Source organism: Mucilaginibacter sp. PAMB04168 (assembly GCF_039634365.2).
Lineage (GTDB): Bacteria > Bacteroidota > Bacteroidia > Sphingobacteriales > Sphingobacteriaceae > Mucilaginibacter.
The window spans coordinates 5,303,015-5,321,367 of record NZ_CP155079.2; the positions used below are offsets into that span (position 1 = coordinate 5,303,015).

Consider the following 18,353-nt stretch of genomic DNA (forward strand, 5'->3'; position numbering starts at 1 on the left):
ATTAATGTTACTTACCTTAGCTGTCAACACGCATTATGAATTTTAAGCCTTTATTGTACATTTTACTTTCTGTAATTGTTCTTTCTTCCTGTAAAAGCCGTAAGCCGGTTATTGTAGTTAACAATAGCCAAAAGGTTTATAAAAGCCAGATGGACAGCCTGCTGGATTTAACCAAGGCAATGGATACTGTAGCCCTGGCGGATAGCGCCGGCCATCCTATTCCATCGCAGTTTGTGGCTACCGTAAACTTTAACTTACGCAAGCCCAACTATGTAATTATACATCATACAGCCCAGGATTCTACACAGCAAACGCTCCATACCTTTACCCTGGCCCGCACCCAGGTTAGCGCACACTACGTTGTAGGGCGCGATGGCAAGGTGATTCATATGCTGAACGATTACCTGCGCTCGTGGCATGCCGGCGTGGGCAAGTGGGGTAGTATTACCGATATGAACAGCTGTTCGATAGGTATTGAACTTGATAATAATGGCCTTGAACCCTTTCAGGATGCACAGATTAAAAGCCTGCTTTCGCTGCTGACTTATTTAAAAAAGACATACAATATTCCCACTGCTAACTTTCTTGGCCATTCGGATATTGCCATTCCACGCAAAACCGACCCGAGCGCATATTTCCCATGGAAAACGCTTGCTCAAAACGGCTTTGGCTTTTGGAGTGATGACGTTTTGGAACTGGCTCCCGAAAACTTTGATTACGTAAGCGCCCTGCGTATTATTGGTTATGACACCCAAAAACTGCCAGGAGCCATTACTGCATTTAAACTCCATTTTATTCAAACCGACGTAAAGCCTCAACTTACACAGTTGGATTTAAACGTGCTTTATAATGTTTACAAAAAGTATTGAAATTATCTATGCCTTGATATTGCCATTAAGTATTTGCAGGAAGGTCCCTTGTATGGAAGTGTTTAATAACTTTTGCTCGAGTGAAAAATAAGGCTTTTAAGGCACTATATAAAACAAGAAAAGCCGCTTCACTGAAGCGGCTTTTCTTGTTTATGCTTAATACTTATTTGGCAATTTCAAACACTGCCCTTACCTGGTAATTCAATTTAATTTTCTTAAAGTCGATGTCTGATTGCACAGCGACATCTGCACTTTTAAAGGACATGTTAGAAAACACTTGTCTGCCCATAGGCTCGTTATCTATCTCCTGAATTTCAATTGCACCGCCCAGTCTTTCGCCTATGCTGGTGAGCAGGTAAGTCGCTTTTTCGCGGGCAGCCTGCAAGGCTTTAATCTTCAGGTCGCGGCGCAAGTCCGCTTGTTTCGAATACTCATAACTATCAATACCGGTCGACTGGATGCCTTTGTCATCAACCCTACTTAAGATAGTATTAATGCTGTTCAGGTCGCGCAGCTTAATGCGATACTGTTTGCTGGCCAAAAAATCGGGGTTCTTCTTTTTGTCAATGATGATATTATATGCAGCAATGTTATTTACAGTGAAATCATCCTTAGCAATGCCAGCCTCTGTAACGGCTTTTTGCAGCTGTTTTTCAAGCGTGCTGATGTCCACCTTATTTTTACCGTTCATGTATTCCTTAAGTGCTATAGATACATAAATAATATCGGGGGTAACTTCTTGTTCGGCGCTGCCCATTACCTCAATTTTGCGGCGCAGATCGGTAGTTTGTGCAAACGAAGTAATGGTAATGGTTAATAGAGCGGCTAAAATGAATAGTCTTTTCATAGTTATTATGTGTTAGTTCTGTTGATGTAGACGAAGCCTGCCAAACTAATGTAACAAGCCCGCCTATTTAAATCAATGGACAGTTGGCCGATGAAATAGTTTAGTGAGCTATTGGTCCAAATCAGAATTTTACTGAATTAACGAATAACAGTATTGAATAAGCCGGCAGGTGTGCTTTGTTTCATCTGCACATTTAAGCCTCTACAGCTTATCGATCCGCACCCAGCGCATACCAGCCGCTTCGGCAGCTTGCACACCGGCATTGCCGTCTTCAAACACCAGGCAGTGTTTGGGGGCTACACCCAGCAGTTCGGCCGCTTTCAGGAAAGGGTCGGGGTAGGGTTTGCCGTGCTCAGTTTCGCCGGCACATACTATTACCTCCACCAGGTTGCATATGCCCAATATTTGCAACGTCTTTTCAACTGCTATGCGGCTGCTGCCGCTTACTACGGCAATGCGCACTTGGCCTGCGTGGTTCTTCAAGTGGTTTACCACATAATCTATCGGTTGGGTTTGCTCAATATACTGCTCCAAAAACAGCTTATATTTTTGTTCTTTAAACTCCTGAGGGTCAAAAGAGGTTTGGTAGCGGTGGTTTATTTGTTCTACCACATTCACAATAGGCAGGCCGGCAAACTCGTCAATAATCGCACCGTCTATAGTTACGCCTTTATCAGCTGCTACTTTAATGTAAGTTTCGGTGTGGGCGCCCATGTTATCGGCCAGGGTACCATCGCAATCGTATAAGAACGCTTTGAAATTTTCCTGACTAATTTTAACCAGGGCATCGTATTTCTGTTGGCTGTTTGTTTCCATAACTATAACCACAAAGTTCTTAAAAATATGCGCCTTGTAAAGCCAGTATTAAAGCAACTTTCATAATTACAATTTTCACAATTTCGAACAAATAGCAAATTGTACTTTTAATTGCTGTAAATTCTTTATACGTTTGAAATTTTTGTTGATGTAGCTTCAACAAATTTTTGATCGGATTCCTCTATGCTACGTGTTGACAGCAGCAAACCCTGCCAGCTTATTTATGCACTTGCCCGCCATGAGTACCTCTCGTGGCTGATAGAGCCGCATATTGTTCAGCTTAATCCCAACGGCGAGTTTTCGCTTACACATCAGCGCCTGTTCTCTAACACCGCCCAGGAGTTTAGCAATTGCATAGATGAGACCGACTTGAAGCTCATTAAGCTGCTCGAAGATATGGAGCAGGGGCACATCATTAAAAAATACCATAAAAAGCCCGTGCGCCCGTACGAGTTTTTCAGCAAGGTGTTTAACGATCAGCTTTTCGACGTGATCCGCCCCAAGATTGAAAAGAAAATGGCCGAGGCGCTAAGCCTGATGACCAATAAGAAAATCTTCCTGATGAGCAAGGAGGGCTATCCTGCCGAAAAACAGCTGCACCTGGCACAAGAACCGGCCACCGTTCTTTTCCACTTTAAGCGCGATGAGAACGAGATTCGCTATTACCCTACTATTAAATACCAGGGTATGAAGATCGAGTTTATGTTTAAAGGGGCCGATATTGTATGCAACCAGCCGGGCTGGATGATGCTGGACGACACCCTCTACTACTTTGATAAGGATGTGGAAGGCAAAAAGCTACAGCCCTTTTTAAACAAGCGGTATATTGCCATTCCGCGCAGTGCCGAACAATCTTACTTCGAAAAGTTTGTGGCCCCCCTTATTGAAAAACACCATGTACATGCCGAGGGCTTTACCATTAATACCGAAAAGTATGATGCCCGGCCGGTGGTTAAACCTATTTACGTAGCGGGCGGCACTTCGCAAATACAACTTTACTTTAAATACGCCGGCTATGTATTTCCCTATGGTGATGGGCGGCAAATTTCGGTTAAGATTGACCGTAACGGCGATACATATACATTCCATCGTATTAAGCGTTCTGTTATCTGGGAAAAAAACAAGCTGCAGCAATTGGAGGATATGGGCCTTACCACCTCGTCGTCGCTGTTTCAGAACCTGGAGGTTAAGCATGAAAATGAGGAGGCCGACCGCTCATTCTCGGTGTTCGACTGGCTCAACCAGCACCATAATCAGTTGGTGGCAGCAGGGTTTGAAATTGAGCAACCCGAGGGTCAGAAACGCTACCTGTTTGGCAGCAGCAAGATTGATTTGCAGGTAAAAGAAAACAACGATTGGTTTGACATTCATGCCATTGTACACTTTGGGCCATACCAAATTCCGTTTATGTATCTGCGTAATCATATCCTTAACCGCAAAAAAGAATTTGTACTCCCTAGCGGCGAGATAGCGGTGATACCCGAAGAATGGTTTTCGCAGTATGGCAACCTGCTTAATTTCTCGGAAGGAAACAAGGACCTTAAACTACGTAAACACCATATAGGCCTCATTAATGATTTGGCCGAAGGCGAGTTGGCCAGCATTACCATTAACCGTAAACTACAAAAGCTAACCGACTTTGACGAGCTGGAAGATGTTGATCCGCCGGTAAACTTTGCAGGCAGCTTACGTCCGTATCAAAAGGCAGGCTATAACTGGTTCCACTTTTTAAAAGATTACCACTTTGGCGGCTGCCTGGCCGATGATATGGGCTTGGGTAAAACCATACAAACGCTTGCCCTGCTACAAAAAAACAAGGAGGATGCCGAGGCTATTGGCGCAACCAGTACATCGCTGCTCATTATGCCTACCTCGTTAATTTATAACTGGATAAATGAGGCTGCCAAGTTTACGCCTTCGTTACGCATGATGGTGCATACCGGCGCATTTCGCTATAAATCGCCTGATGTATTTGGCAAGTATGATGTGGTGGTTACCACGTACGGCATCAGCCGCATTGATGTGGAACTGTTCAAAGCTTTCTTTTTCGATTATGTAATATTGGATGAAAGTCAGAACATCAAAAACCCTTCGTCCAAATCATACCAGGCGGTTAAGCAGCTTAAATCACGCCACAAACTCATCCTGAGCGGCACACCCGTTGAAAATACAGTGAACGATCTGTGGACGCAAATGTCGTTCATTAACCCAGGCTTGTTGGGTAACCAGCAGTTCTTTTTAAACGAGTTTGTAACGCCTATTGAAAAAAAGAAGGATGAGGACAAAGCCCATCGTTTACAGGCGCTTATTAAACCCTTCGTATTGCGTCGCACCAAAGAGCAGGTAGCCACCGAGCTGCCGCCCAAAACCGAGCAGCTGTTTTATTGCCAAATGAGCGATGAACAGAGCGCAGTATACGAAAAGGTAAAATCTGAATACCGCAACGAATTGCTGCAAAGCCTGGAGGATGGCACCTTTGCACAAACACAAATACAGGTTTTACAAGGCTTGATTAAGCTACGCCAGATAGCCAATCACCCCTCTATGATTGATGAAACTTATGAAGGCGATTCGGGCAAGTTTGAGAACGTGGTACACACACTGGCCAATGTGCTGGATGGAAATCACAAAGTGCTTATCTTCTCGCAGTTTGTAAAGCAGCTCAACATATACAGGCAGTATTTCGATCAGCAAAATATTAAGTACACTTACCTGGATGGCAGTACGCAAAACCGGGGTGAGGTAGTTAAACGTTTTCAGCAGGATGCCAAAACGCAGGTTTTCCTCATCTCCATAAAAGCCGGTGGTGTAGGTTTAAACCTTACTGAAGCCGACTACGTGTTTATACTCGACCCGTGGTGGAACCCCGCTGTAGAACAGCAGGCCATTGACCGTACGCACCGCATTGGCCAAACCAAAAACGTGTTCATTTATAAATTCATTACTAAAGATACGGTAGAAGAAAAGATATTGGCCCTGCAGCAACGCAAACTCAGTGTGGCACGTTCGCTCATTACTACGGAGGAAAGCTTTATAAAGTCATTATCGGCTGATGATATAAGGGAGATATTAGGATAAGCAATCATCCATGTATAAACCATCCTTTTAGAATTTGTTGCAATTGCATATATTGGTATCATTAATTCGCCGTTATTTATTTAAGGCACGCAATTACCTTTTCGCTTCTACAGCATGTTAGATATCCATAAGCTACCCAAACAACCCAGTGTAGCCATTTCCTTTTGGAATGTGGGTAGCTTGCTGTATTACTCGAGCGCTCTGTTTATGCTGGAATCTTTCTTTTACTGGAGCAAGTTTAAAGAAGCTTATATTAATGAAGCCATTTTATTAAGCCTGTTTTGGCTTGGCAGCGTCCTTTTTGCCTTTAGCCATATTTTTATGGTGGTGATGGATGGATGGTCGCGCTATCAAAATTACAAGCGTATAAAAGATTACCTTTTTGTGCATGGCTTTACGCCCAAAATTGCCCGCTTGTATAAAGGCTCCAAATGCCAGCGCACCGCGTTTTTAGTAGCTGCCCGCGAGCTGGGTATGCAAGATGAAGTGTTACGCTATTACCGCAGGCTTGGTATTAAATGGTATCACTTTGTGCCGCACTTTATGATAAAAGACCCCTTCTTCCTGTTTAAAAAATATTTTTGGTCGCGCACCTTTCTCGAGAAACGTTACGAGCCTAAGTTTAACTACAGGCAGCTGAGGCCTGAAATTTCGCTATAATGCTTACCGGAAACTTGCTTAGCAAAACCTATGCTTCGGGTAAAGCTTTAGATAACGTATCCATTAAAATGGAGCCCGGGCAGATCTGCGGCTTACTCGGTAGAAACGGTGCTGGCAAAACTACATTGTTCCGTATTTTGTGCGGCCTGGTAAAGCCCGATTCTGGCAGTGTTGATATTACCTCGACCCGGCCCAAGCCCATAGGCGGCATTATTGAAAGGCCAGGCTTATATCCTTACCTCAATGCCTATGATAACGTTCGCATTTTTGCAGGTATACAAAGCGCCCCGGCTCATAAAACCGCAATCGAACAAACGTTAATCAAAGTTGGCTTACCACTTGACCGCAAAGACCCGGTACGCAATTTTTCATTAGGAATGAAACAGCGCCTGGGTATTGGCATTGCCTTGTTGAATAATCCGGAGTATCTTGTGTTAGACGAACCCTTTTCGGGGCTCGACCCAATTGGCGTTGCTTCGCTTATTCATTTGATTCATCAGTTGGCGGCCGATGACGGTATCTCTATCCTGCTTTCATCGCACTTAATGGGAGAGTTGAGCAAGTGCTGTCATTACCTGTATGTAATGGATAGGGGCAGGATGGTAAATGCCGGGCCAACCAACCAGTTAATTAATGATAATATAAAGCACTATAGCCTAACCGGCCCTAACCTTGCAGCCTCACAAGCGCTCAAAAACTACGATGTTAAAATGGGCTTAAACGATGCCCGGGTAGCCTGCAACGCCATGCAAATACCAAAACTGCTTCAGGAAATTTTGGCCGAAGGCATACAGATTACGTCATGTACGCCCGAGCTGTCACTCGAGCAATTAGTAAAACAACCGGCATAATGAGGGCACTATTATCTGCAGAATTTCTGAAGTTGGTTAAGCAAAGTAAAACCTATTATGCCCTGGTTGCTATTTTCGTAATTGAGTTGCTTATTTTCATTACCGCGTACTACCAGGGCAGCGCTATATTGGATTTGCTGCTGAACAATCTCCGGCAGTCCTTTTATTTTGAAGGCACCTTGCTAAACGGTAACCTCATCATGTACATTGTGCTCAACTCCCTCTGGTTTAACGTGCCATTGATACTGATGATCGTTACATCGGGCATTGTAACCGATGAGTACAAGGATAATTCAGTACAAACCGTAATGCTGCAGGCGGTAAAAAAATGGAAATTTATGCTGGCTAAATACATAACGGCCGCTGCCTTTACACTGTTTGTAATTGCTGTTATGATGATGAGCACCTTTGCGCTGGCTTACGCCATTTTTGGCAGCGGCGACCTGGTGGTTTACATTGGCACGCTCAACTTTTTCCCGGCTAAAGAGGCATTTCAGCGTATATGCTGGGCTTTTGCATCGGGCAGTGTGGCTATGGTGTTTTACAGCATTGTAAGTATTACCCTGGCTGTTTGCATTAAGGAAGCCGCTAAAACCTGGATTGCCGCAGCACTGTTCCTCATCATTACCAACTTGCTGCTCAAGGCCGATTTTATACCGGCTCAATTTAATCTCTTTTTTTTCCCTAAACTGATTGATACCTGGCAGCAGCTATTTAATTATGAGGCCGATTGGTTTAAAATAGGACTAAACAACCTGATACTTGTACTGTACAGTGTATTGTTTGCGGCGGTGGGTACGTTAATCTTTCAAAAAAAGGATATTGGATGATGAGGATAGTTTATTGCCTGCTGTTTTTACTAAGCGCCCAAGTTATACGGGCTCAAAAGATAGATGCCGATTTAATACGCATTAAACAACGCATGGATTCGGTTAAGCATTTTTCGGCTACGGTAACGCTCGATCTTGATGTGCCTTTTATACGCATGCCTACCAAAAAAGCGCAGATCAAGTACACCAAAGGCAGCCGCATGAAGTTTTCCTCGCAAGATTTTGTAATGCTCCCTAAAAGAGGTCTTGATTTTTCGATGAACGAGATATTCAAGCACCCTTTTATCACCGTGGACAGGGGACAGGAAAAGCGCAATGGCAAAACGCTGAAAGTAATTAACGTTATACCAACCGATGCCCAATCAGACCTTGTGTTGGTTACCTTGTATATGGATGCCCGGGCCAGCCGCATTATGGAATCGGAGATTAATACCCGTAAGGATGGCTCTTATACTTTGTTGATGCAATACGCTGCGGCCAACAACATCCTTCCTAACTATGTAGAAGCCGCATTTGCCATTGAGCGCCTCAAAATCCCTTTCAACTTTATGGGAAAAGACACCAAAATTGATCGCAAAAAAATGCGCAGCATGGATACTAAGACGGGTAAGATCAAGATGCGGTTGAGCAACTACGATATTAATTTAGGGTAACCGCTTGCGGATTCAGCATAGCATACACGTGTTCATTCCATATTTTACCGCGCTTAACTATTGAATGTTTTATAACACCCTGTTTCTCATAACCTGCTTTTTCTAACACCCGCATTGATGCTGGGTTGCCACTGAAAATAAAGGCCTGTATACATATAATGTCCAGGTGCGCAAAGGCATAATTGGTTATCAGTTTTACAGCTTCAGGCATGATGCCCTTACCCCAGTACACTTCGCCCAACCAGTAACCCAGCAAAGGTGTTTTCTGGTGCACATCCTGACGCATTTCCAAAGCTATGCCGCCAACGGCTTTCCCGTCAACAGCAATAACAAAGTTTACCAGTGGGTCCTGGTTCTGCATCAGGTTCACCCAGCTCATGGCATCATCGAGTGTATACGGGTACGGAAAACGGTCGGCCAAAAAAGCACTCACGTTAGGATTATCAGCGTGGTGCTGTATTGATAAGGCATCCTCCAGGTGCCATGGACGTAAAACAAAGCCCGAACCCATTAATTCCATCGTGTAAAAATTGCATGGTAAATTAGCATAAACTTAGCAAAATGCGCAATTTGAGGTTATATTTAGGCTGTATTTATCCTTCTCTTCAGCATGAAAAAACTGTTTACGCTTTATTTAATTCTATCTGCAACTGGTGTTAGCGCACAGAAACTTGAAACGCTAACCATCGAAAAAATAATGAGTGACCCCAAATGGATGGGCACCTCGCCCGATGGCGTAAGATGGAGCGACGATAGTAAGAAGATTTATTTTAACTGGAACCCACAAAACGCTGATCGCAGTAGCCTTTATGCCATTACGCCCGGCAATGTTAAACCGCAACCAGTTAGTTTGGAAGAACGCAAAGCACTAACCGGCAACGGTGTTTGGAATAAAAAGCACACGATAAAATTATTTGAACGTAACGGCGATATTTTCCTGTCAGACTTAAAGCAGGGCAAGGTATTACCGCTTGCCCTTACTACCGACCGCGAAAGCAACCCGGCATTTAGCAGCGATGAAACCAAGGTTTTATTTATGCGCAATGACAATCTATACGCACTCAAGCTAAACGGAGGGGAGCTGGCACAGCTAACCAATTTTACGCGCACGGGCACCGCACCTGTTGCAGCAACCGGGTTGAGTCAAAGAGGAGGCAACCGTCAGGTGGGAGGGCAACAAGGCGCTGCGATAGCAGGCAATCCGCAGGAACGCTGGCTGCGTAACCAGCAAACCGAACTTTTTGAAGTAGTGCGCGAAAAGGCCAAAAATGACCGCCTAGATGCCGCTGAGCGTCGGGAATTACAGTCCAAAGCTTTAAAATCCATACCTATTGGCGAGCAGTCACTTAGCTTTGTGCAGCTTAGCCCTAATGGCCGTTATATCACCTACCGCCTCATAAAAGCGGCTGATGGTGCCAAAATCACCCAGGTACCTGCTTATGTAAATGCTTCGGGCTTTACCGAGGATATTCCCAACCGTATAAAAGTTGGCAGCCCGCAATCCAGCTCGCAATCTTTCCTATTTGATACGCAGCGTGATACCGTTTATTCCATATCTACTAAAGAGATACCGGGCATTAAAGACTTACCCGATTATGTAAAGGATTACCCCAAGCAGTTGGATGAGCGTACCAAAAGTAACGAAGACCGTAAGGTTGTTGTACAAGGCCCTATCTGGAGCCCCAACTCACAGTATGCCATAGCTATTGTTACCGCACAGGATAACAAAGACCGCTGGGTGATGAAGCTTGACCCGGCTACAGGTAAGTTAAGCTTGCTGGATCGCCAACACGATGAAGCCTGGATTGGCGGCCCGGGCATTGGCGGCGGCGGGTTCAGTGCGGGCAGCACGGGCTGGCTGGATAATAAGCATTTCTATTTTCAAAGTGAAGCTAGCGGTTACTCTCACATTTATACAGTTGATGTAAACACCGGCGCTAAAAAGCAGCTAACCAGTGGTAAATGGGAGGTATCTGGCTTAAGTTTATCGGTCGATAAAAAGAGCTTTTACTTTACCGGCAATTTAGAGCATCCGGGCATTACGCACTATTACCGCTTGCCGGTAACAGGGGGTATACCGGTTAAACTCACCAGCCTTAAAGGTGGTAACGAGGTTGAGCTATCTCCCGATGAGAAGTGGCTGGCTATACGTTATTCTTATTCTAACAAGCCCTGGGAGCTTTATATACAGCCTAACAAGTCGGGCGCTAAGCCAATTAAGGTAACGCAGTCCATATCGGCTGAGTTTAACTCCTATGCCTGGCGCGAACCGGAAATGGTGACCTTTAAAAACCGTTACGGCATTGATGTTTACGCACGTGTGTATACGCCCAAAATAGCGCACCCAGCCAAACCGGCCGTTGTTTTTGTGCATGGCGCCGGCTATCTGCAAAACGTACATTACTGGTGGAGCTCCTATTTTAGGGAGTACATGTTTAATAATATGCTCGCCGATAACGGTTATACCGTAATTGATATTGATTACACAGGCAGTGCCGGCTACGGCCGCAACTGGCGCACCGGCATTTACCGCCACATGGGCGGTAAGGACCTGGATGACCAAGTAGATGGTGTAAAGTTTTTGGTTGAAAAATATGGCGTGAACCCCAAACACGTGGGCATGTATGGCGGCTCGTACGGCGGTTTCATGACCCTGATGGCCATGTTTACCCAACCCGATGTTATTGCCGCAGGTGCCGCCCTGCGCTCTGTAACCGATTGGGCACATTACAACCATGGCTATACCGCTAATATTTTGAATGAGCCTTACAATGACGAAAATGCTTACAAGCAAAGCTCGCCTATTTATTTTGCAAACGGCTTAAAAGGCCGCTTGCTGATGGCCCACGGTATGGTAGATGTAAACGTAAATTACCAGGACATTGTCCGCCTTTCGCAAAAGCTAATTGAGCTGCGCAAAAACAATTGGGAACTAGCTTCTTACCCGGTTGAAGACCATGGTTTTGTACAACCTAGTAGCTGGACCGATGAGTATAAGCGCATTTACAAATTGTTTGAAGAAACGCTTAAGCAGCAATAGCTCATAAACACAACTGTTAATGAATACCACAGGGAATTTCACTTGAATTGATAAGTGGTATGTTTTGCATAACACAAGGTTGTTTATTAGTATTTGTAGCCAACAATAAGTGTAATTAGCATTGGTATATCTTTCCGCTTCTAAAACTCATTTTTTACTCAATTGTAATGAAGTAGGCACTAACAAGAGATGTGATTGCTTACTTAAACAATAAGAAAATGAAATACAGAATATTAGGCAATACGGGCATACAGCTTTCGGCTATAGGTTTGGGGTGTATGAGTATGAGCCATGCTTATGGCGAACCCGATGATGAGGAATCGATAGCCACCCTGCACCGGGCGCTTGATTTAGGCGTTAACTTTTGGGACACGGCAGATGTTTACGGCAACGGCAAAAACGAAGAACTGATATCTAAGGTGCTGGTACCAAACCGCGATAAAATATTTATAGCAACTAAGTTTGGCTTCAGAGCGAATGCCGATGGCAAAGGCATGTCGTTTGATGGTTCGCCGGCCTACATGAAACAGGCCGTTGAAGCCAGTTTGAAACGGTTAGGAGTTGATGTGATAGATTTGTATTACGCCCACCGTATTGACCCCAACATACCGGTTGAAGAAATGGTTGGCGCCATGGCTGAACTGGTAAAAGAAGGAAAAGTGCGTTACCTGGGCTTATCAGAAGCATCGGCCAACTCAGTGCGCAAGGCGCATGCTGTGCATCCAATCAGCGCGCTACAAAGCGAGTACTCATTACTTACGCGCGAGCCGGAAGAAAATGTGCTTCCACTTTGCAAAGAATTAGGTATAAGCTTTGTTCCGTTTAGTCCGCTGGCGCGTGGCTTGGTTACCAACACGCTAAACACCAATGAGCTAAAGGATGGCGATTTCCGAAAAACCCTGCCACGTTACCAGGAGCAGTACCAGGAAAACAACAGCAAGCTTACCGCCGGTTTTGCCCAAATAGCTGCCGGCAAACAATGCACACCATCGCAACTGGCCCTGGCTTGGGTACTGGCGCAAGGCGAGCACATTATACCCATACCGGGCACCAAAAGGCGTAAGTACCTCGAAGAAAATGCAGGATGCACCAATGTAACCTTAACCGATACCGATTTTAAAAACATTGAGGAACTGCTGGCCAAATACCCCAATACCGGCGACCGCTACAGCGAAGCGAACTGGAAACAGGTTGACAAGAGTTAAGAATGTTTCAAGGTGTTATTACAGCAATATTAAAAAGGCTTTTAACTATAATGAATTGAATGATGACTGCATTACAAGCGACCCATTGCTGAAGATACTGTACTCCTGTTACCATACTCGCAGCATGGACGTTTTTCATACCCAACCGGCCGCAGCCTGGCTACCTTTAAGCGCGATTTTGAGAAAACGTTTTCATACCACGCCCAGCCGCTGGCTGCAACAACAACGCCTGCGGGAGGCTTACCATCTACTTGAAGAAAAAGGCCGCCGCCCGTCCGAGGCTTTCCTTGAGCACCTGTCTCACTTTTCATTCGCCTTTAAAAAGGCCTACGATATGGCGCCCTCAACGATGTAATTTTAACAGAACAACAAAAGGCTCCTGGTTGAGCCTTTTGTGTTAATCTTAAATGCTTGCTACAAATGGGGCTTTATGCACATAGGTAGCACTACTTAGTTCCAGTGCTATAAAAGCTGCCAGGTCTGCTGTACTAATTACATCGCCCGGGCAATCATGTAAATTTATGGCAAGATTTCGTCGCTGTTCCGTTTGTTCAATCCAGGGCAGGCGTATCATAGTCCATTCTAAAGTAGATTGTAATAACAATTGATAGGCTTGCTGCTTATCGTCAACCACACCAGGGTAATGTTGTCGCATCCAGTTGCTTTTGGCCTGGTTGGCTTCGCTTTTCTGATCACCTTGCACGTCAACCGTTAGTCCGGCTAAAAAAATGTATCGCTTTATATTATGCTGCTGCATAGCGTTAATGACATGCCGCGCTACCAAAGCCGATACAAGCGGCTCGCCGGGTGTTTGCCCAAGGGCGCTCACTACCGCTGTGCAACCTGCTGTCCAATCCGAAACCGTCTCAGCATCGCGCACATCGCCAGGTACAATTACCAACTTAGGGTGTCGAAAATCTAAACCATCTGGCTTGCGCAGCAGCGCTTTTACTGTGTAACCTCGATTTATTAGGTGTTTAAGAATATATCTACCAGCTTTGCCGGTAGCGCCCAAAAGCGCTATAGTTGTGTTCTTCATTTTTTTGTCTTTATAAATATTCAATAAATGCTCCGAAAATTTGAGCATAAGAAAGGAGTCCGGACTAACCTGTTAATCCGTTTTTGTAAGAAAGCTATATTTTATAAAGACAGTAGAATGCCGTAAAGATAAAGACTGTTTATAATGTTTCAGTTGTTCGAGAAAATTTATATATCGCCCTCCTGATATTTTTGATAAGTTTCAACAAAGTCATGAAGGCCCGCCTGTGCATATTTTTCAATCTCCCGGTCTAAGTGCCCATATTGCCGGGCGTAATAAGGGCCTGACGCATGAAAGCAAACCGCATTTTTAATAATGCCCGATTTTAGCCCCAATTTTTCTCTGAAAGCAGTTGCTAAAAAGCCGTCCTCGCCGGTCTTCATATTAATATCGGCGAACATAAATTTCCACCAGAGCTTGCGGTACTGTTTCTTTCTAAAACAAGTACACCAGCCGCCGGTTGGGCCATGTTGTATGGTCTTACCATCAATCGTCTCTTCTGTGTAATGCTCAGCAGGTGGTTTCGCCCCATTGGTAAATTCGTCCTGGATAACGTTGAGCGCAACAAAACCATAATTGGAAAACGTTTGCATGTAATCGGCAAAAGTGCTGTCCATATTTTTCGGAAAGGCCAGCACATCATCATCAACCACCACAATATACTCGCCCCTGGCGTAGCCAAATAGCTTTTTGTAAGAACTTAAGCCGTAGTTCTTTTTACGGCGAATAATGCGTATTAATTTATTGGCCTTATAACGGTCAAGCACTTCGCCCGTTTTATCAGTAGAGCCATTGTCCATCACAATAATTTCGCATTGTATTGGGTTAGCCAGGCTGTTAGTTAATTCTTCCAGGCATTTCTCCAAAAATTTATAACGGTTCCAGGTCAAAACAACGAAGCTGAATTTCATATTATTTATAATAAGGGGGGGCATTGCTTAAAAGTAAAAGTTATTAGGTACGAATATATCTTAAAGTGACACAGAGAGGCCTTAAAATAACGCAAAATTTAAAATACCTATCTTTGCCACATGGAGATTTTAGATCCAAACCTGCAGCTTTACCTCGAAACGCATTGCGATACCGAGCCCGAAGTGCTTAAGAAAATTAACCGCAACACTCACTTAAAGCAATTAAAGCCTCATATGTTGAGCGGGCATTACCAGGGCCGCTTACTGAGTATGCTGAGCAAATTAGTGCAACCAAAACTGGTTTTAGAAGTTGGCACATTTACCGGGTATGCTACCATTTGCCTGGCCGAAGGGCTGGCTGAGGACGGAAAAGTGCATACCATTGAAGGCAACCCCGAACTGGAAGAAACGCTGCGCAACAATTTCGAACTGGCTGACGTACAAGACCGTATAGAGCTTTACATAGGCGACGCCCGGGAGGTTATATTTGGATTTACAGAAAATATTTACGACCTTGCCTTCATCGACGCAGATAAGAAAAGCAATTTGGCTTACTTTGAGTTGATAATTGACAAATTACGACCGGGAGGTTTAATAATAATTGATAACGTTTTGTGGAAAGGTAAGGTATACGGCGATGCTAAGGATGCCGACACCGAACTTTTCAGAAAACTAAATGACACAATAGCTGTTAACACACAGGTTGAAAAAATAATTCTTCCTGTACGCGATGGCGTATTGATCATCAGAAAAAAGTAAATTATGAAGAAAATCTTACTGTTTGCATGTTTGCTAACTTCCACTTTTGCAGCTTCAGCACAAAAAAACACTTCGAAATCCTATATCGATAAGTTCAAAGATAATGCCATTCGCATTATGCACGAGAGCGGTGTGCCGGCCAGCATCATTTTAGCTATAGCCATGCACGAAAGTGCCAGCGGAAACAGCAAATTAGCACGTACGCAAAACAATCACTTTGGTGTAAAAGGCAGAAGCCCTGTATCCTATACCGGACGCAAGCCCACCAGATCATCCTACAAACAGTACGACTCTGACGCAGACTCGTTCCAGGATTTTGCCCGTATCATGACAGAGCGCAAGCAATTTAGCCACTTATCGCAATCGCTTTCGCATTATGATTACAAAAGCTGGGTAAAAGGGATACAGCGTAGTGGCTACGCCAGCAGCAAAAAGTGGGGCGCACAAGTACTGGGCTTGATTAACAAATACGAGCTGCATGCTTATGATGAGCAGCCCGACTCTGTAAAAGCTGCCGAACCAAAGAGGCACTAAGCATAAATCAATAATCTACTATAATGTCATCTCGAACAATAGTGAGAGATCTTGTTCAAATTATAAGCCACTGGCTTAAAACAAGATTTCTGATTATGAATCGAAATGACATTTTTATTTTCAGACACTTTTTTTTCCGCTACTCGCCTGTCGCATACCCAAATTTTTAAATCGTGATTAAGAACACCCTATATCTGCTGTTGATTACTGCATTGCTTTCATCCTGCTCAACCCGTAAACGTGTGCAAGGCAGTAGCAATGTAAACCGTGATGCCAAAAGTGAGGCGGCTAAACGGAACAACGAGCGGGTACGTAACGAGAATCAGAGCGCTATAAACGGTTATTCAAAGTATACTGTTACCTCCTACATTGATCGCTTTAAAGGCATTGCCATAAAAGAGATGAACTTATATGGCATACCAGCCAGTGTTACTCTGGCGCAAGGGTTGTTTGAATCGGGCTTCGGCAATGGTGAGCTGGCACGTGTAGCTAATAACCACTTTGGCATTAAATGTACCAGCGACTGGGCCGGTCGCAGCTATTATAAGGATGACGACAACCCGAATGATTGCTTTAGGGTTTACAATAATCCTGAAGACTCCTACCGCGATCATTCTGAATTTTTGAAACGCAAACGCTATGCAAGGTTGTTTGAGTTAGATAAGAATGATTATGAAGGCTGGGCTTACGGTTTAAAAGAATGTGGTTATGCAACCAACCCGCAGTACCCGCAGCTTATCATCAACGCCATTAAAAAATATGGCCTCGACCAATATGACCGGCCAGAGGGCGAACTGGCTAAAATTAAGCGCGAAGACCGCGTACTGAGCCAGATTAATCAAAACATAGGTAAATCGGTTAAAGACTCGCTCATACGAACCGCCCCTGCTAATAAACTATATACAGTAACCACCGGCGATACACTTTATTCTATCTCCAAGCGTTTTGGCCTTACTGTTGACGAACTGAAGGCGCTGAACAATATGTTAGATAACAACATTAAAATAGGCCAGCCACTTATTGTAGGTAAGTAATTTATAGCGCGGATGTGCAGCCTAATTAAACCAATGGTGTTAAAAATGGTTAAATTTAGCAGCTAAGTGTTTATAATCTGTTATCTCTGCAAATCCGTTTAAGTCTGGGTGTTTTAATGAAACTATGGTTAAGTATTATTTTTTGCCTTACGGCAATCCACGTGTTTGCACAGGATAAACCTGTTGCCGGCCTGGTGTTTGACCAAACCACCCACGAGCGTATAGCCAAAGTAAACGTACGTAACCTGCGCAACGGCCAATCGGTATATAATAATTTGAAGGCCGAGTTTAAAATAATGGCCCGGCCGGGCGATGTGCTAATCATTAGCAAGCAAAATTATTTTTCTGATACCATTACACTGAAAAGTTATGCAGACCAGATGGTGTACCTTAAAGCCAGCAGCATTATGCTGAATGAGGTGAACGTGCGCGACACTGTGCTAAGCGCGCAAAAAAAGCTGGAAAAAACCAAACGCGATTACAGCAAAATATACGGCTCGCTCAGTAACCGCGATTTACTAACCGTATCGCCCGGAGGCGGTGCTGGTATTGGTATTGATGCTATTTGGAACATGATTAGCAAAAGCGGCCGCAACGCCGAGCACTTGCGCCAGATTATTGAGCAGGATTACAAGATAAACGTAATAGACCAGCGCTTTAACAAAACCTTTGTACAACAACTAACTGGCTTGCAGGAGCCGCAACTCACCAATTTTATGGTAAAGTACCGGCCCAGCTACTATATGGCTACCACCGCGTCCGACTATGAGTTTGCCAGTTACATTAAAGCAAACCTCAAGCGTTTTTTACGTTACCCTAATGCGGCTTCCATGCCCTCGCTTAAATAAAATATGGGTTACCCTGTTGTTATCGCACCTTTTTTAAAAGTAGATGGTATGGCGCTGTTTCCTTTTATACTGGTAAAAAGCCAAAGGCTTAAACAAGATCAGGTACTCATCAGGCATGAAACTATTCACCTCAAGCAGGCATTGGAGTTGTTTATCCTTCCTTTTTACATGCTGTATCTTGTAAATTATCTCATAAACCGGTTTAAGTACCCAGGTCACCAGCAGGCGTATGAACAAATAATTTTTGAACGTGAGGCTTACCGTAACGAGCGCAACATACACTACCTTAAAAACCGCCCTTTTTGGGCCTGGTTAAGGTATATGAACAAGTAAAAGCAATCTAATTGAAATGATATTTTAATAAAAAGCGCGTTTTTGC

The 18,353-nt window shown here is 44.2% G+C and carries 19 protein-coding genes; 14 read left to right on the plus strand and 5 right to left on the minus strand.

All coding sequences use genetic code 11. The features are described from left to right. The first annotated feature begins 35 nt into the window (after nt 1-35). Nucleotides 36-869, plus strand: coding sequence for an N-acetylmuramoyl-L-alanine amidase (locus ABDD94_RS22325; RefSeq protein ID WP_345954087.1), 834 nt, complete (start codon nt 36-38; stop codon nt 867-869). A gap of 163 nt (nt 870-1,032) precedes the next feature. Here ABDD94_RS22325 and ABDD94_RS22330 read toward each other — a convergent pair whose 3' ends face one another. Together ABDD94_RS22330 and ABDD94_RS22335 are read right to left on the minus strand one after the other, a co-directional pair. Continuing rightward, complete coding sequence (locus ABDD94_RS22330) at nt 1,033-1,716, minus strand: SIMPL domain-containing protein (RefSeq protein ID WP_345954088.1); 684 nt, start codon at nt 1,714-1,716, stop codon at nt 1,033-1,035. 201 nt (nt 1,717-1,917) lie between these two features. Further along, on the minus strand, nt 1,918-2,532 hold the full coding sequence (locus tag ABDD94_RS22335) for an HAD family phosphatase (protein ID WP_345954089.1): 615 nt from the start codon (nt 2,530-2,532) through the stop codon (nt 1,918-1,920). A 183-nt stretch (nt 2,533-2,715) separates the two neighbouring features. Between ABDD94_RS22335 and ABDD94_RS22340 the strand changes: the two genes are divergently transcribed. The 5 genes from ABDD94_RS22340 (at nt 2,716) to ABDD94_RS22360 (ending at nt 8,604) form a co-directional block, all read left to right on the plus strand. Next, nucleotides 2,716-5,610 carry an SNF2-related protein gene (locus tag ABDD94_RS22340; RefSeq protein ID WP_345954090.1) on the plus strand — a complete coding sequence of 965 codons (2,895 nt, stop codon included), beginning with the start codon at nt 2,716-2,718 and terminating at the stop codon, nt 5,608-5,610. Between the two features lie 114 nt (nt 5,611-5,724). Beyond that, a complete protein-coding gene (locus ABDD94_RS22345; protein ID WP_345954091.1) occupies nt 5,725-6,270 on the plus strand; it encodes a hypothetical protein in 546 nt (181 codons plus the stop codon). Then, complete coding sequence (locus ABDD94_RS22350) at nt 6,270-7,121, plus strand: ABC transporter ATP-binding protein (protein ID WP_345954092.1); 852 nt, start codon at nt 6,270-6,272, stop codon at nt 7,119-7,121. Before ABDD94_RS22345 ends, ABDD94_RS22350 begins: the two co-directional genes overlap by 1 nt. Next, entirely contained in the window at nt 7,121-7,951 is an 831-nt protein-coding gene (locus ABDD94_RS22355; RefSeq protein ID WP_345949912.1) for an ABC transporter permease, read from the plus strand. The genes ABDD94_RS22350 and ABDD94_RS22355 overlap by 1 nt, the downstream gene beginning before the upstream one ends. Then, nucleotides 7,948-8,604, plus strand: a complete 657-nt coding sequence (locus ABDD94_RS22360; protein ID WP_345954093.1) for a hypothetical protein — start codon at nt 7,948-7,950, stop codon at nt 8,602-8,604. The genes ABDD94_RS22355 and ABDD94_RS22360 overlap by 4 nt, the downstream gene beginning before the upstream one ends. On the opposite strand, the gene ABDD94_RS22365 is transcribed toward ABDD94_RS22360, so the two are convergent. Beyond that, nucleotides 8,591-9,124, minus strand: coding sequence for a GNAT family protein (locus tag ABDD94_RS22365; RefSeq protein ID WP_345954094.1), 534 nt, complete (start codon nt 9,122-9,124; stop codon nt 8,591-8,593). The two genes, ABDD94_RS22360 and ABDD94_RS22365, sit on opposite strands and share 14 nt — an antisense overlap. A 90-nt stretch (nt 9,125-9,214) precedes the next feature. Here ABDD94_RS22365 and ABDD94_RS22370 point away from each other — a divergent pair, with 90 nt between their 5' ends. From ABDD94_RS22370 to ABDD94_RS22380, 3 genes are all read left to right on the plus strand, one after another. Then, on the plus strand, nt 9,215-11,644 hold the full coding sequence (locus ABDD94_RS22370; RefSeq protein WP_345954095.1) for a prolyl oligopeptidase family serine peptidase: 2,430 nt from the start codon (nt 9,215-9,217) through the stop codon (nt 11,642-11,644). Between the two features lie 218 nt (nt 11,645-11,862). After that, nucleotides 11,863-12,849, plus strand: coding sequence for an aldo/keto reductase (locus ABDD94_RS22375; protein ID WP_345954096.1), 987 nt, complete (start codon nt 11,863-11,865; stop codon nt 12,847-12,849). A gap of 124 nt (nt 12,850-12,973) precedes the next feature. Then, nucleotides 12,974-13,204, plus strand: a complete 231-nt coding sequence (locus ABDD94_RS22380) for a helix-turn-helix domain-containing protein (RefSeq protein ID WP_345954097.1) — start codon at nt 12,974-12,976, stop codon at nt 13,202-13,204. A 48-nt stretch (nt 13,205-13,252) separates the two neighbouring features. Here ABDD94_RS22380 and ABDD94_RS22385 read toward each other — a convergent pair whose 3' ends face one another. Beyond that, nucleotides 13,253-13,888 (minus strand): NAD(P)H-binding protein, encoded by a 636-nt coding sequence (locus ABDD94_RS22385; RefSeq protein ID WP_345954098.1) that lies wholly within the window; start codon nt 13,886-13,888, stop codon nt 13,253-13,255. Nucleotides 13,889-14,055: 167 nt separating this feature from the next. Then, nucleotides 14,056-14,799, minus strand: a complete 744-nt coding sequence (locus ABDD94_RS22390) for a glycosyltransferase family 2 protein (RefSeq protein ID WP_345954099.1) — start codon at nt 14,797-14,799, stop codon at nt 14,056-14,058. A gap of 120 nt (nt 14,800-14,919) precedes the next feature. Here ABDD94_RS22390 and ABDD94_RS22395 point away from each other — a divergent pair, with 120 nt between their 5' ends. The 5 genes from ABDD94_RS22395 to ABDD94_RS22415 all read left to right on the plus strand — a co-directional run bounded on the left by ABDD94_RS22395 (nt 14,920) and on the right by ABDD94_RS22415 (nt 18,307). Beyond that, complete coding sequence (locus ABDD94_RS22395) at nt 14,920-15,558, plus strand: O-methyltransferase (RefSeq protein WP_345954100.1); 639 nt, start codon at nt 14,920-14,922, stop codon at nt 15,556-15,558. A gap of 3 nt (nt 15,559-15,561) precedes the next feature. Continuing rightward, on the plus strand, nt 15,562-16,092 hold the full coding sequence (locus ABDD94_RS22400) for a glucosaminidase domain-containing protein (RefSeq protein WP_345949903.1): 531 nt from the start codon (nt 15,562-15,564) through the stop codon (nt 16,090-16,092). 173 nt (nt 16,093-16,265) lie between these two features. Then, entirely contained in the window at nt 16,266-17,126 is an 861-nt protein-coding gene (locus tag ABDD94_RS22405; protein ID WP_345954101.1) for a glucosaminidase domain-containing protein, read from the plus strand. Nucleotides 17,127-17,242: 116 nt separating this feature from the next. Next, on the plus strand, nt 17,243-17,974 hold the full coding sequence (locus ABDD94_RS22410) for a hypothetical protein (RefSeq protein ID WP_345954102.1): 732 nt from the start codon (nt 17,243-17,245) through the stop codon (nt 17,972-17,974). A 3-nt stretch (nt 17,975-17,977) separates the two neighbouring features. After that, the gene (locus tag ABDD94_RS22415) at nt 17,978-18,307 is read left to right on the plus strand and encodes a hypothetical protein (RefSeq protein WP_345954103.1); all 330 of its coding nucleotides are present in this window, start codon (nt 17,978-17,980) and stop codon (nt 18,305-18,307) included. Nucleotides 18,308-18,353 lie beyond the last annotated feature (46 nt).